11 protein-coding genes and 1 tRNA gene are annotated in these 14,134 nt (G+C 50.1%); 7 read left to right on the forward strand and 5 right to left on the reverse strand.

From position 1 onward, the window contains the following. Positions 1 to 246 precede the first annotated feature (246 nt). The 3 genes from OZX62_RS07920 to OZX62_RS07930 all read right to left on the reverse strand — a co-directional run bounded on the left by OZX62_RS07920 (position 247) and on the right by OZX62_RS07930 (position 2,936). Positions 247 to 319: transfer RNA gene (locus OZX62_RS07920), tRNA-Arg, on the reverse strand. Between the two features lie 137 nt (positions 320 to 456). After that, complete coding sequence (locus OZX62_RS07925) at positions 457 to 1,479, reverse strand: alpha/beta hydrolase (RefSeq protein WP_277177080.1); 1,023 nt, start codon at positions 1,477 to 1,479, stop codon at positions 457 to 459. Between the two features lie 5 nt (positions 1,480 to 1,484). After that, positions 1,485 to 2,936: a sugar porter family MFS transporter gene (locus OZX62_RS07930; protein WP_277175661.1), complete on the reverse strand. Its 1,452-nt coding sequence runs from the start codon at positions 2,934 to 2,936 to the stop codon at positions 1,485 to 1,487. A 170-nt stretch (positions 2,937 to 3,106) separates the two neighbouring features. Between OZX62_RS07930 and OZX62_RS07935 the strand changes: the two genes are divergently transcribed. Further along, a complete protein-coding gene (locus tag OZX62_RS07935; protein ID WP_277175662.1) occupies positions 3,107 to 3,988 on the forward strand; it encodes an AraC family transcriptional regulator in 882 nt (293 codons plus the stop codon). 176 nt (positions 3,989 to 4,164) lie between these two features. Next, positions 4,165 to 4,950, forward strand: a complete 786-nt coding sequence (locus OZX62_RS07940) for a DUF4391 domain-containing protein (protein WP_277175663.1) — start codon at positions 4,165 to 4,167, stop codon at positions 4,948 to 4,950. Between the two features lie 370 nt (positions 4,951 to 5,320). Here the strand turns inward: OZX62_RS07940 and OZX62_RS07945 are convergent, their stop codons facing one another. After that, complete coding sequence (locus OZX62_RS07945; protein WP_348519312.1) at positions 5,321 to 5,848, reverse strand: very short patch repair endonuclease; 528 nt, start codon at positions 5,846 to 5,848, stop codon at positions 5,321 to 5,323. A gap of 413 nt (positions 5,849 to 6,261) precedes the next feature. Between OZX62_RS07945 and OZX62_RS07950 the strand changes: the two genes are divergently transcribed. The 3 genes from OZX62_RS07950 (at position 6,262) to OZX62_RS07960 (ending at position 10,056) form a co-directional block, all read left to right on the forward strand. Beyond that, positions 6,262 to 7,263: a bile acid:sodium symporter family protein gene (locus tag OZX62_RS07950; protein ID WP_277175665.1), complete on the forward strand. Its 1,002-nt coding sequence runs from the start codon at positions 6,262 to 6,264 to the stop codon at positions 7,261 to 7,263. A gap of 390 nt (positions 7,264 to 7,653) precedes the next feature. Next, positions 7,654 to 8,709, forward strand: a complete 1,056-nt coding sequence (locus tag OZX62_RS07955; RefSeq protein ID WP_277175666.1) for a Gfo/Idh/MocA family oxidoreductase — start codon at positions 7,654 to 7,656, stop codon at positions 8,707 to 8,709. A gap of 150 nt (positions 8,710 to 8,859) precedes the next feature. Further along, complete coding sequence (locus OZX62_RS07960) at positions 8,860 to 10,056, forward strand: ATP-binding protein (protein WP_277175667.1); 1,197 nt, start codon at positions 8,860 to 8,862, stop codon at positions 10,054 to 10,056. A 94-nt stretch (positions 10,057 to 10,150) separates the two neighbouring features. On the opposite strand, the gene OZX62_RS07965 is transcribed toward OZX62_RS07960, so the two are convergent. Then, a complete protein-coding gene (locus OZX62_RS07965; RefSeq protein ID WP_277175668.1) occupies positions 10,151 to 10,966 on the reverse strand; it encodes an HNH endonuclease in 816 nt (271 codons plus the stop codon). A gap of 177 nt (positions 10,967 to 11,143) precedes the next feature. Between OZX62_RS07965 and OZX62_RS07970 the strand changes: the two genes are divergently transcribed. Both OZX62_RS07970 and OZX62_RS07975 read left to right on the forward strand, forming a co-directional pair. Further along, positions 11,144 to 12,781 (forward strand): DNA cytosine methyltransferase, encoded by a 1,638-nt coding sequence (locus OZX62_RS07970; protein WP_277175669.1) that lies wholly within the window; start codon positions 11,144 to 11,146, stop codon positions 12,779 to 12,781. Between the two features lie 50 nt (positions 12,782 to 12,831). Beyond that, the gene (locus OZX62_RS07975) at positions 12,832 to 14,127 is read left to right on the forward strand and encodes a hypothetical protein (protein ID WP_277175670.1); all 1,296 of its coding nucleotides are present in this window, start codon (positions 12,832 to 12,834) and stop codon (positions 14,125 to 14,127) included. The last annotated feature ends 7 nt before the right edge of the window (positions 14,128 to 14,134 follow it).

Below are 14,134 nucleotides of genomic sequence, written 5' to 3' on the forward strand. Positions count from 1 at the left end.
TAAAACACATATATTTACACGTATAACTACGTTTTGGATTATATGCCCACCGAGTGTTTCCATATCATGAAGAACGATTAAATTGAGACGAAACGCGTATACCGGGTTAAAGAAAAAACTTATATCACGCGACAAAACCCGCTCGGCACAGCCCCTGAACAAGCAATAAAACGTGCCGCATATTGAGAACATCAGGCTCGACTATCGGATAAAGTTGTATTGCAAAATACCGACAAGAAAAATTTGTGCCCGGAATCAGATTCGAACTGACGACACCCGCTTTAGGAGAGCGGTGCTCTATCCCCTGAGCTACCCGGGCAACATAAGGTATTGTACACGCAAACCTGGCCCGCCCAGCGTGGCGAGCAAAAATGTCCCTGCCATCACGATGATGACAGGGACATTAGCGTGAAGCCATATCAATCGGTAAGCCGGAATCGGCCGCCGATTAATGGATCAGAGGTGGTTGTAGGAGAAATCGCGAATCTGACGCAACGTCTCCTGACTTTCCGGCAACCAGCTCATGCAGACCGGATAGACGTGACCCAGAGTTACGCCCTTGGGTGCGTGACGGTCGTGCAGTTCGAAGTCGCGACCCGCGTCGCAAAGCGCCGCCGCAAGCCGCATGGCATCGCCCTGCAGGAAGTCGTCGTTGCTCGTGTTGAGGAACAGCGGCGGCAAGTCGACGTGAGCGGCCATAAACTCAAGGTCAGCCCACTGTTCGCCCCGCTCCTTCAAAGTCTTGAAGAAGAACGGCGAAATGACCATCATCGAACCGGTCGGCGAGCTCTCGTCGATATCGCCGAAGCCATCGACCGCGTCAAGATACGGCTTGAGTTCAAAGAGGCCGGAAATTAGCGTGGACCCCTTGAGATTGAGCCCGGAACGCTTCAAACCCAATGCGTCGGCCATCTCCTGGCTGCGTTCAACGGCCGTGGCATACAGCGCCAAGGTGCCGCCGGCGGAATCGCCGGTGAGGAAAATCGACTGGGGGTCGACCGGGTAATCGTCGATATGGTCACGAATCCATGCGAACGCGGCTTCGGCATCGGCCAGCTGACCCAGGAAATCGCTTTCCGGCATCACCCGGTAATTGACCGAGAACACCACGAATCCTTGTTCGGCTAGATGAACGTTGAAGTTGCGATTGAGCTCCTTGTGGCCATACATGAAGCCGCCGCCGTGGATGTCAATGTAGACCGGAGCGGTTTTGCCGCCGCGAACCACCACATCGTGCGGAAGATACACGTCAAGCTTGTGCGCCCGGGTGCCGTCGTCGATGTACGGGATGTCGGCGATGACGTCGATATCTTCAGGAACCTGCCAATAGGCAGTACGCGAGCGGTCGCCGCGCGCGAACATCAGGCGCGAAGCCAGAATGGTCTGCGCAACATGCTCGTCACAGCCGGCAAGGTCGCCGTCAAGCTCGGTCCAGGTGGAGAAAAGCTTGCGCTCATCGTCTTCGATCTTCAAATCCATGGCGCTCACTCGGCTTTCATATCCTCAAGCTCGACTCCATTGGTCTCCGGCAAAGCCTTGACCACGAAGATCCAGCTCAAGGCTGCGAAGACCGCATAGAACAGGTAAGCATTGCCGATGCCCCAGCCGTCACGCATCGGCGGGAAGGTCGTGCTCACCACGAAGTTGCCGATCCAGTTGAAGGCCGTGGCAACGGCCACGCCCATGGCACGGATATTGTTCGGGAAGATCTCGCTGATGACCACCCACATGGCCGGACCCCAAGTTCCGCAGAAGATGAGGTAGAAGAGATAGACCGCAACGAGCGTCAGCGGAGCCCAGAAACCGCTCAAAGAAACGCCGTTTGGAGTGATGGTAGCGTGGTAGAAACCGAAAGTGGCGATCAGCAGGAAGATGGTCATACCGGCCGAGCCGAAGGACAGCATCTTACGACGGCCGACGCGATCGACCAAGACCATGGCAAGAATCGTCGGGATGAAAGCGACGATGCTGCGGATCACGGAGATGTTGAGCGCCTGCTGCTCGCTGAAGCCCACGGAACGCCAAAGGCTGGAATCGTAATAAAGAATGATGTTCACGCCGTTGAACTGCTGGAAAAGCGCGATGGCGATGGCGATCCACACCACTTTCTTCAAGCCGAAAGTATGGCCACGAAGGTCGGAAAGACGCGGGGTGGTGTCGTTGCCAAGCGAGGCGCGAATCTGCGTGACCTTGGCCTTCGGATTGGTGGAACCATTGAGACTGCGAAGCAGACCCATGGCCTCTTTGTCGCGGCCCTTCATCACCAGGTAACGCGGAGACTCAGGGAGTTTGAAGCAGGCGATCAGCATCAAAACTGCGGGGATGACCATCATCAAAAGCATCCAGCGCCAAGTGGAGATGCCAAACCAGAACGGCCTGTCGGCGCTGCCGGAACCCTTGGCAAGCAGGTTGTTGACGATGGTGGAAAGGAACATGCCGATGGCCACGCCGAACTGCTGGAAGCTGGTGAGGAAGCCACGCATCTTGGTAGGAGCGACCTCGGAAATGTAGGCCGGACCGACCACCGAAGCGAAGCCGACACCGACGCCGCCGACGATACGAAAGATGACGAAAATCCAGACGCCGGGCGCGAATCCCGAACCGATGGCGCTCAACAGGAAGAGAATGGCGGCGACCAGCATGATCCTGACCCTGCCATAACGGTCTGCGAGCTTGCCTGCGAACCAGGCGCCGAGAACGCAGCCAAGCAGCGCACCTGAAACCGAGATGCCGCTCATCAGACTGTTCAGGTTGAATCCGGAAACCTTGCCGGCGATGGCGTCAACGGCCCCGTTAATCACCGAGGTGTCATAGCCGAACAGCAGGCCACCCATGGCACCAGCCAGGCATACCAGAATAATCCTTCTGCGAATCTTGGGGTCGAGAACCTCGACGGCCTCATCTTGAGAAGGCGAGCTATCAGTGCTTTGTGACATTGTTACTCCTTCGTTTTGTTTAACAACGATGTTCAATAGAGAATCTATCAAGTCCAGAAAGGCAAATAAGCGTATTTTGTGATATCAAAAATCTGTTTTGTGATTATTTTTAGGCTAAAAACAACAGTTTGAGACTTATTCATACGTTATGCTCGAAGGAGGGAGGAAACATGGCGCTTTCATCACCCAAACCGACATACAACACCGTCATTACCCCCGACTATCTCGAGGAGGACGTATATCCGGAGGAATACCCTGCCTTGGTAATCATCCACGACAGCAACTACGAATACGTCCACCCACACTGGCATCGCGGGTTGGAAATTGTGCATTCGGCGAGCGGCGACGCGCGCTTTACCGTGGGTAAGAAAGTCTACGACATCGAATCAGGAGACACGTTAATCATCAGCCCTTACGAGCTGCACCACGCGTTGATTGACTCGCCTTACCGCGGAATTTCAGTGACCTTCAACGGCGACATCATCGCCAAACTCTATCCTTTCGCCGACCGTTATCGGTTTTCCTGGTCCGCCCCCAGCGCGAGCGACGACGACCGAGCCACTCTGGTCGCTTTGCTTACACGAATTATGGAATTGTCGAACCGTCAGGAACGCGACCGCAGCTTCCTCATCAACGCGGCACTGTACGAAATGCTCAGCCTGCTATACACCAGATTCACCTGCGGAATCCGCCGACCAGAGGAAATCCGGCGCGGCCGCAACATCATCATGGAAATCATCGGCTACTTGAACAAGCATTACACCGAGCCGCTCAACGAAACGTTCGTCGCCCAGCAGTTCGGTTACAGCCGCGAGCATTTCAGCCGGCTTTTCAAGCGCGCCACAGGTAATAGTTTCAAGGAATATCTAACCGAATTGCGTTGCGAAGACGCCCACGCCAAACTGCTCAATTCGAAAGGTAGCGTCGCCGACATCAGCCGGGCCACGGGCTTCCCCAGCGCCGCTAGTCTCAATTCCGCTTTCCGACAGCGTTACGGCACATCCCCGCGCGAGTACCGCGCCGTGCGGCATACGACGACGCACCGGGCATGAGAAATCGTATCGGATCTTCAATGTCATGTCGTCTCGTTTTGTCCGCATCGATATGACATACCGATATACTGTAGATAAGCGAGCGCTTGCCGCACAAATTCCGCTGCGGCAGCCCACGCGAAAACAAAGCGCTTGAATGTATTATGAATGCATTACCTCAAGGAGAAAGGCCGACAATGACCGTCGCACACTGCACAACCGTAAGCGCAACTTCGTTGGGATTACCTGGTTCTTGTGCCATCCCCGAAGCGAAAAGCGTGATTCCCAAGCAGATGTTCTATATGAAACCACCGGTTTCGGCGCGGCTCAAGCAGCGGTTCGTCGGCGATGTCGAATCGATCACCATGCTCGCGCTGCTGCGGCCGAACACCATCAACGTGGCTACCGGCAAGAAAACCCGCGAAATTCTGGTGATGGGCATCGCGCAGAATTGCAAGGACGCGCCCGTTGAAGTGATGGAGCACATCGCGAAACTGCGTTCGTCTTCAAACATTCTTTTTGTCTGCGTGCGCGATGCGAGCCTCGGCAAAAGCGAAGGCAAGGATGGCGGCAACGCCCAGAACGGCGGAGCTCAAGGTGGCAGCACTCAGAGTGGCAGCAGCGATTTGCAATGTGCTTTAGCACTGCAACGCATTCTGCCCGTTCGCGCCGGACATCAAGGCGAGGCCCAGACCCAAACTTACGTCAGCAAATGGCAGGATCCGAAAACCGCTTCCCTATCGGTAACCGGCGAAACGCTGGACGACGTGTGGCGAAACCTTTGCGCGCAGGTGATTTTCGGCGACAGCGACGGCACCGACCTTGACGCACGACTCGCCAAGCAGTCGGCGATCGCCGAGCTCACCGCGCAAATCTCCAAGCTCGAAGGCGACCATGCCCGCGCCAAGGACGGTACCAAGCGCAACGAGATCTACGTCAAGCTCCACAAGGCCAAGAAACAGCTGGAAGTACTGCAAGGCTGAATAGCTAACGTAAAGCATGGCGTATCTACGAAATACACTCGCGCAATCCATCTATGAAACTCACTCATGCGGTGTACTTACGCTTGATATTTATAACTTGACATAGCAGAGAACAGGAGTCATCAGTATAAATGCGTTCCCTGCTACATCTTCATGCGAAATCCATACATCGCGTAGCACGGAACACAAATCGTCAACATATATTGCATTCCCTGCTACATCAAACTTGAAATCATCGTCTGTCTAATCGTGAAATCGTTGAAATATCAACATTGCAAAAATTCTAATCACTGCTTCGAAAGCAGGGAATCTCAGGAATCGGGATATATTGCTTCAGTGCTGCAACTTATACACAGGCTTTATTCGCAACTCATGAATTATCGGAAGACCCACCGAACTCGTCAACGCCGACAATCTGCTGATAGAGCCGCTCCAACGTTTCCTCGCGACGAGCCTTGCTCAACTCACATTCCCAGACGACGAGCACCTTCCAACCGGCAGCCTCGAGCTCGGCGTGCTGACGGATGTCACGGTCGTGGTTGCGAACGAGCTTCGCTGTCCAGAATTCCACGTTGGACTTGGGCATCGAGAATTTCGTGCAGCCTTCGTGCATGTGCCAGAAGCAGCCATTAACGAAGACGATCGCATGCCACTTTGGGAGCACGATGTCCGGATGACCCGGATAGCGCTTGTCGTTTTTGCGAAAGCGCAACCCGCGGCGGAAGAGATAGGAACGAACGAGGACTTCGATTTTCGTATTCTTGCCGCGAATATGAGACATCGTATAGCTGCGGGTGCCGCGTTCGTATTTTTCGGGAACCTTGCTGGACTTGCTGGACTTCCGCGCTTTTCGGGCACTGGCTTTACTACGCTTCTTTGCCGGCTTTGCAGTTTGCAGCGTTTCCCGAGACTCCCCTACTTTTGCCGAGCCGTCTTTGCGACGTTTTTGGGACTGCTTTATAACTTGTACAGCGGACGTAGAGACGTCGGGGACAACGTCATCTTGGGTCGAGGATGTCTTGTCGTTCACCGTTTCTGATTGCCGCTTCACGGTTCCATTCCACTTTCAGTCTGCGACAAATCATAGAAACAGACGTCGCAGCGGATTATCCGCGAGCGCTTGACGGACGGCCAGTAAAACTCATCATTGCCCAGCATATATCCAGAAATGCCATTAAATAACTCGTACCACCAAATCTTATATCCACTATATGAAACAGATTTTCTATTTTTGAGACAACCGACTCAATCTGCCCAACGTCTACCTAGCATGGCACTCAACACCAAAAACAGAAAAAGAAGTGAGAGAAGATGGAAAAGGTGAAAAAGGTAGCGGATTGGATCACGAAATGGTTCACGCTCATCGTCATCGTCTGGGCGGTGTTCAATTATTTCGTGCCGCAAACCAGCGAATGGGCGAAGCACGACACGAGCTGGCTTCTGGGCATTGTGCTTTTCGGCATGGGTCTGACGCTTTCACTTGAAGATTTTGCCCGAATTTTCAAACAACCGCTGATGGTGATTGTGGGCACCGTGGCCCATTACGTCATTATGCCGCTGGTCGCCGTCGCGCTTTGCTGGATTTTCCACCTTGACGGGCCACTCGCCGTCGGCGTCATTCTCGTGGGCTGCTGCCCCTCTGGCACTTCGTCCAATGTGATGAGCTTCCTAGCACGCGGTGACGTGGCGCTCGACGTCTCCATCGGTCTGCTTTCCACACTGCTTGCGCCGTTCATGATTCCACTTTTGATGCAGCTGCTTGCCTCGAAGTACGTTGCGATTCCTTGGCAGTCGCTCTTCCTCACTGCCGTCAAGGTCGTGCTTATCCCCGTCGCACTCGGCGTTATCTGCCACACGATTTTCAAAGATAAAATCTCGAAGGTGACCGACGTGCTGCCGATCATCTCACAGACCGCGATTCTTTTGATCATTGGTATCGTCGTCGCCGCTAACCACGCGGGCCTCTTCAGCAAGGCCACCGCGCTGGCCATCCCCGTGGTCATTCTGCACAACCTCTGCGGCTATGGACTCGGATTCGGCTTCTCACGACTGATGTACAAGGTTTATCCGAAGGGCTTCGGCTATGCACAGCAGAAGGCCATCACCTTCGAAGTCGGCATGCAGGATTCCGGCCTTGGCGCGACACTGGCGCTGACTTCGTTCGCAGCTGCCCCGATCACTGCCATCCCGTCCACGTTCTTTAGCGTCTGGCACAACATCTCCGGCTCGGTACTCTCCTCCTGGTGGCGTCGTCACGACGAGAAGAAGGGTCTGGTTGCCGCTGACGATAGCGAAGCTGATAACAGCCGCTAAGTCCGCTAACACCTCCGCTAAGGATGCCAAGAAGGACTGAGCCTAGCTCAAAAGCCTCGAAGAATGATAACGGAATAAATAAGTAGTTATTCTCCTCTCGATTCGCAGCACGGAACGTTTAAATCGAATCTCATCGACGTTCCCTGCTGCGAATTTTTTATATGCTCAACATCAAACGCTGCTATTCAGGGAATCTCGGAATTACTTCGATCACTCAGCGCAGCACGGAACGACGCAGTTTCACAATTTCGGCTTCACTGCTACCCCTTCACAGCATTCTTACGTCAAATAACGTATATCGGCACTCCCTGCTTATTCGTCTTACCGGTAAGGCGTACCTGACTTTAGAATGGAAGCGTTGCATACATTTTCATGTCAGGAAGGACTTTCATGAGCAGGCTGAACGGCAAACGCGCAGAGGCAGAAGAACAAGGGCTCAAGGTCAACGTCGCGATTCTTGGGGCTGGAGGCATCGCGAAATCGATGGCGAATACGCTGGTCGAAATGGCTGGCGATTCGCGGTATAGCGGCCTGATTGAGCCTTACGCCGTGGCCGCGCGTGACGCCGACCGTGCTTCCGATTTCGCGCAAAAGTATGGATTCGACGTTTCCTACGGTTCTTATGACGAGCTGCTGGCCGACCCAAAGGTTGACCTCGTCTACATCGCCACGCCGCACGCGCTGCACGCCGAGCAAGGCATCGCGTGCCTCAAGGCCGGCAAGAATATCCTGGTCGAAAAATCCTTTACTGCCAACACTTCGCAGGCGCAGGAGCTGCTCGACGTCGCCGAGAAGACCGGATTGCTCTGCACCGAAGCCATCTGGACGCGCTACATGCCTTCGCGCGGCATCGTCGCCGAGCTCATCAAATCCGGCGAAATCGGTGAAGTACAAGCCGCCACAGCCAATCTCTGCTACCCCACCACTCACAAGGCTCGCATGACAGACCCTGAGATGGCCGGCGGCGCACTGCTTGATGTCGGCGTTTACCCGCTGAATTTCTTCGACATGGCGCTGGGAGCCGATACCAACGAGCGCAAGATTTCGGATATTTCGACTTCGATGGTGCCGTACGAAACCGGCGTTGATGCCACCGATTCCATCGCTCTGCACTATGATGACGGCGTTATGGCCACGGCCACCGCTTCGATGCTTTGCGCCTCCGACCGCTCCGGCGCCATTTGGGGCACCAAGGGCTACATGGTCTGCCGGAACATCAACAACATCGAGGGCATCGACCTCTACGACCTCGACCACAAACTGATCCGCCACGTTGACATCCCTACACAGCTCACTGGCTACGAATACGAGGTCGCCGCCTCCGCTAACGCCATTCTCGACGGCAAGACAGAATGCTCCGAAATGCCCCACGCCGACACCCTCCGCATCATGAAGCTCATGGATCAGATCCGCGGTAAATGGGGCTTGAAATACCCGTTTGAGTAAACTGATGCAGGTTTCAGCAAGATAGCAAGTTTAAAAATACTTTTTAACTTATCATCATTTTTACTTAAGTTGAAAAATAATTTTAAACTTGCTATATTTTTACGAGAAGTTTAAAAATACTTTTTAACTTATGTATGTATCCGAGGAATCATGATTGACAGGCCGCAATATCTCCATCACTTGGAGCAATGGAAGGATAAACCCGTCATCAAAGTAGTCACCGGAGTACGACGTTGCGGCAAATCAACCATTCTGGAACTGTTCGCCAACCAACTTGCTACTTCCGGAGTTTCACAAGACCATATCATCTCAATCAACCTAGAACGTCTCGAGAACGAGTCACTGCTCGACTATCACCGGCTTCATGAATTCATCATCAATCGATGTAAAAGCCAAGGCATGCACTATGTGATGCTTGATGAAATCCAAAACGTACCGGACTTTCAAAAGGTTCTTGACAGCCTGCAGACCCGTTCCAACATCGACCTGTATGTCACGGGTTCAAATGCGACGCTGCTAAGCGGCACACTAGCGACCCTGATTTCAGGCAGATACGTCGAGATACCGGTGATGCCGCTTTCCTTCGCCGAATATCGTTCGGCCGCACCGAAAGACGAATCGGCACAACGTACTTGGTCACGCTATATCCATGACGGATCTTTCCCTGCAACCACTGAATTCAGCGGAGACGACACACTTATTCACGATTATCTGGAGGGCATTCTCAACACTATCCTCATCAAAGACGTCTCCCAGCGTCTCGGAAGTACACGCGCGGGAGTGGTGGAAGCGGTCACTCGCTTCATGTTTGACAATATCGGCAACCTCACTGCATCCAAAACCATCAGCGACACGATGACCTCTGCCGGCACACGCATCTCATCGCCGACGGTGGCGAACCTGCTGGAGGCATTGTGCTCCGCGTTTATTCTTTACCAGGCGCAGCGTTACGAGGTGAAAGGCAAGCGTATTCTCAAGCAGGAACGCAAATATTACGCGGTGGACATGGGCCTGCGCCGCATACTCGTTTCAGGAAACGTGCGAGACACCGGCAGAATCTTGGAAAACATCGTATTCCTCGAACTCAAACGACGCGCAGGAACGGTGTACGTAGGCCAATCCGCAGGAGGCGAAATCGATTTCGTCACCAACGGCGTGAATGGCCCGGCCTACTATCAAGTCTCTGAATCGGTCCGCAATCCCAAGACCCTAGAGCGCGAACTCTCGTCGTTCCGCAACCTAGACGACAACTACCCCAAAACTCTCATCACCCTAGACGACGAGCTCCCCACCAGCCACAACGGCATTCAGCAGATCTATGCCCTTGATTGGCTGATGAAAGGATAAAGCCCAGTTCGTTAACATCGGAGTCTTTGCTCAGCATGGCTATTGATTGGTATTTATCCAAATTACTTTGCTTTCCAGCTAATCGAAATTATCATCACAATGACTTATTAAGATCTAGCTGCGATGGTTTCTTAAATATGTTTCTGTTATGGTAATCGATAAATTCTTGAGCCGGAAAACCTACTTGAGGTACCGCTATTTTCTTTCCTGCATATGAATACAACCATTTATCATTCGCTTCTGAATGCTCAAGCTCATCCCAAACCACAACTTCAAACTGTTGATTAATTGTTATGATTCCTTGGTCAAAAGCTTTATCGTGAAAGGCATTGAGGAGCAACGCATTCGAAGCTTTCACCTTCTCAGTCGGATTTGAAACAGCCCATGGTTTGATATGACTAACGACTAACAATTCTTTGATAGCGATGCCAGTCAAACAGCATCGGGCATGATAGTTATTAAAAACTACCTTTCTCAATCGAGTCTGCCCGTATCTTTGGGTTGATTCAATCGAATAATCATGGCCAACAAATACAGGCTGGACTTCTAGCATAGAAGGCTCAGGAACATCCCCCGCAGGAATGTCATGAAGCTGATTCGTCAGCACAGTTAAGCAGTGGTCCGAAAAGGAATCTGGATCCTTAAAATATTCATCCCAAATCAGTCGGTCATATTTACTGCCATGAGCCAGACCTCGTCCTGAAAATTCAGGATCGCCTGCGATGATATTCTGAATTTTTAAAACCACTGCAGCAGGGGTACGTCCAATACTTTTAGCAAGTTTTATTACTTCAGAACTATTTTCGTCGCACTCTTTACGGTCAAGCATGACATGTAAAGCGAAAGCCATTTTAGTTTCTTCATATGTCCAATTACTACCTTGGCCGGATTCCTTAAAAGTATCAGCCATAGCAACTTACTCCTTTACTCGACTAACCGCTGCAAGCAAAGCATTCAAAATCAGCACTTCTCTTAACAGCACATTTAGAGATATCTATATTTTATCTAAATATCTCTAAATCGATAACCAGAATTCGCATCGACAATTTTCTAGTGCTTGATCTAAATTTTAAATATGCAAACTAGATTGACTGTTATCGACTTCTTTTGTGGAGCTGGAGGCTTCTCAGAAGGATTTCGCCAAGCCGGATTTAACGTTATTATGGGTCTAGATAACTGGCAGCCGGCAGTAACTACACATAACGCCAATCACAATCTACATGATAAAAAATGGGATATCTCTGCCATCGAAACACCACAAGCTATTGAGCAAATACCTGATAGCGACATCATTATCGGCAGCCCACCCTGTGTATCTTTTTCACTGTCCAACAAAGGCGGCAACGCCGATAAAACACTGGGTAAAAAGCTAATACGAAATTTTCTGCGTATAGTCGCGGTCAAAAAATTCAAACCAAACTCTCAGCTTAAAGCATGGGCTATGGAGAATGTCCCCAATTCTAAGAATTTTGTAAAGCCAACGTACTCCTTCTCAGATTTGAATCTTTCCTCGTGGGCAAAAGCTAACAATTACGACCCTAGCCAAATTGCAATTACGGTTAATGGTGAAGTTCTCAATGCTGAAAATTATGGATGTGCTCAACGTCGTAAAAGATTCATTTGTGGAGAGATTTGTAAAACTGGCGATTCTTTGAAACCGCAACCTACAGATTCACGTTTAACTGTTTCGGACATTCAACAAGCCTTGGGGAGTCCTTTAGGCGACAAAAAAGATAAGATAACAGACCCGAACAATAAGGCTCTATCTATCACATATAACGAATTGCACGATCATCACTACGATACCGGTGTATATGCCGTGGAATGGGAAAAAGCCCAACACCTGAAACAAGATCACCCATACATGGGCACTATGTTTTTCCCCGAAAAGCTTGACAAACCGAGCAGAACCATTATGGCCACCAAATCTGCGAGCACGCGTGAGGCAATCTTATACGAATCTGATTTACATCAGGATACCGCCGATGGGCGTTACCGCACACCAACGATTCGCGAAGCGGCAAGTATTATGGGGTTCCCCATTAATTATCAATTCTGGGGAGACGAGTCAACTAAGTGGAGGCAGGTAGGCAATGCCGTCTGTGTACCGCTCGCCAAAGCTCTTGGACAAGCCATCCTCAAACAACTTCCTTATCGGCAATCTTCTCCGGTTCAACAAGAACACGATTTTACAGACTTCACGTATCTAGACAATCCTCATGAAAAAATATTTAATAATCCACCACAGAGAAACGCGAACGCCCTGTTCCGAGAACATCCAGTAAAAAGCGGGAACATGACCATCGACTTAACGAACCGTGCGCTTGACGGCAAAAGCCGTTGGTGCGTAATTGCGTTTGTCGGGACCGGCGAAGGCTACGGTAGATTTGAGTTAGGAGCAGATACTCTTGCTAGCGCCAGAAGCGTACTTGAACAATTAGAACCAAACTTTCTAGAGATGATTCAAGCTGATAATTATATCCATTATTACAATTCTAGCTTTTTAGATAAAAAGAACGAAGAATATGACTTCGATTGTTCAAATCCTGAGCATCCGTTTTCTCTCGTCAAAAGAATAGGAAAAATAGCACAAACATCTTCAGAAAAACCCGGTATTGTAATCGATGATCTTCCTAAAGACCTGTCATTGATTAAAACCAAAATGCCACTTAATCAAATTATGTCAATTTTTGGGTTATTGACACTCATAAGCCCAGAATCATAACGCGAAATCGTGTAATATATCAAAAGAGAATAACTTCACACTAGGAGCCTATGATGGTCGACAACGAAGCCACTTTTCCACTTTCTCGTTCACTGCGACGTGAAAAGCTGCATGAAATAGAGCAACAAAAGCCTGAGGGCTCGGTTAGAATACCCGGAAAGGGGAAGCGGAACACTTATAAAATTCCATTGGAATTTCTGTCTTACAATCCTCACAACACCAGGTTCTTGACACAAGCTAAAACCTTGGAAAAACGTCTTGGCCGTCCTCTTAGCGACGAAAATGCCAGCGATGTCACAGAAATAGAGCGCTTCATTTATGACGAGAAAAAGGACAAGAATGAAAGCACGATTCAATCTCTCATTAACGACGGTCAACTACAAGCTGGCGTAGTCACTAACGATGGCATTATATTATCCGGAAATCGTCGCTTTCGTTTGCTCAACGAAATAGTCAGAAATCCAGATAAATATAAAAAAGGTAAAGATAGCGCTCGTTATTTTGAAGCTGCCATCATCGACGAACCCCTAAACAAAAAGGATATACTTCGATACGAATCCTTTTATCAGTACGGAACTGACGATAAAGTCGACTATGATCCAATTCAAAAATATATCGGCGCTTACGAGCAGCAACAAGAAGGCTTTACCGAGCAACAAATAGCAGATAATTTCCTGTCACTTACTGGCGGAAAAGTCAACGAAGTAAAAAAATGGCTATCCGTATACAAGCTAATGCTTGAATACCTCACTTACATTGACGAAGAAGACGTTTACACTGCTCTTGAGTCTCAGGAAGAAGCCTTTTTGAGACTTGAACTTGATTTAAAGTCTCTACGAGGCAGTGCCCAGAAAAAAGGATGGAATTACAATGATCTCGATATCGATGACTATAAGTCAGTAGTGTTTAACTATATCCGTTTAAAGGAAGCGACCCACAATACTCGCCTATTCCGAGATATCTTTTTAGACCATTCAGAGTGGGTAGTTTTCAGAGATTCGGTCTTAAAGGCTGAAGAAGACGCAGACATTGCAAGCTTTGACACTTATCGATCAGAAGCACCGGAGAATGAGCGTGAAGAGCAAATTTCGCAACGCAGAACTCACGATTTTGAGGACCGAGTAGAAGACAAACTGACTAATGCCTTCCGCCATGCACAAGCCCACATGAATGACAAGAAAGATGCAGAAACTCCGTCGCATATAATCGACCAAATATTGACAAAACTCAATAAACTACAGTCAATTCTTCAAGTCTCTCCAGAATACTTTGAATTGGACGATACGCGAGAGGGTATTAGCAAAATTGCAAAGCTATCCGGCCGCCTTAAGCAGGATGTAGACTAGGAGAGCA

It is taken from the genome of Bifidobacterium sp. ESL0690 (genome assembly GCF_029392315.1).
GTDB lineage: Bacteria > Actinomycetota > Actinomycetes > Actinomycetales > Bifidobacteriaceae > Bifidobacterium.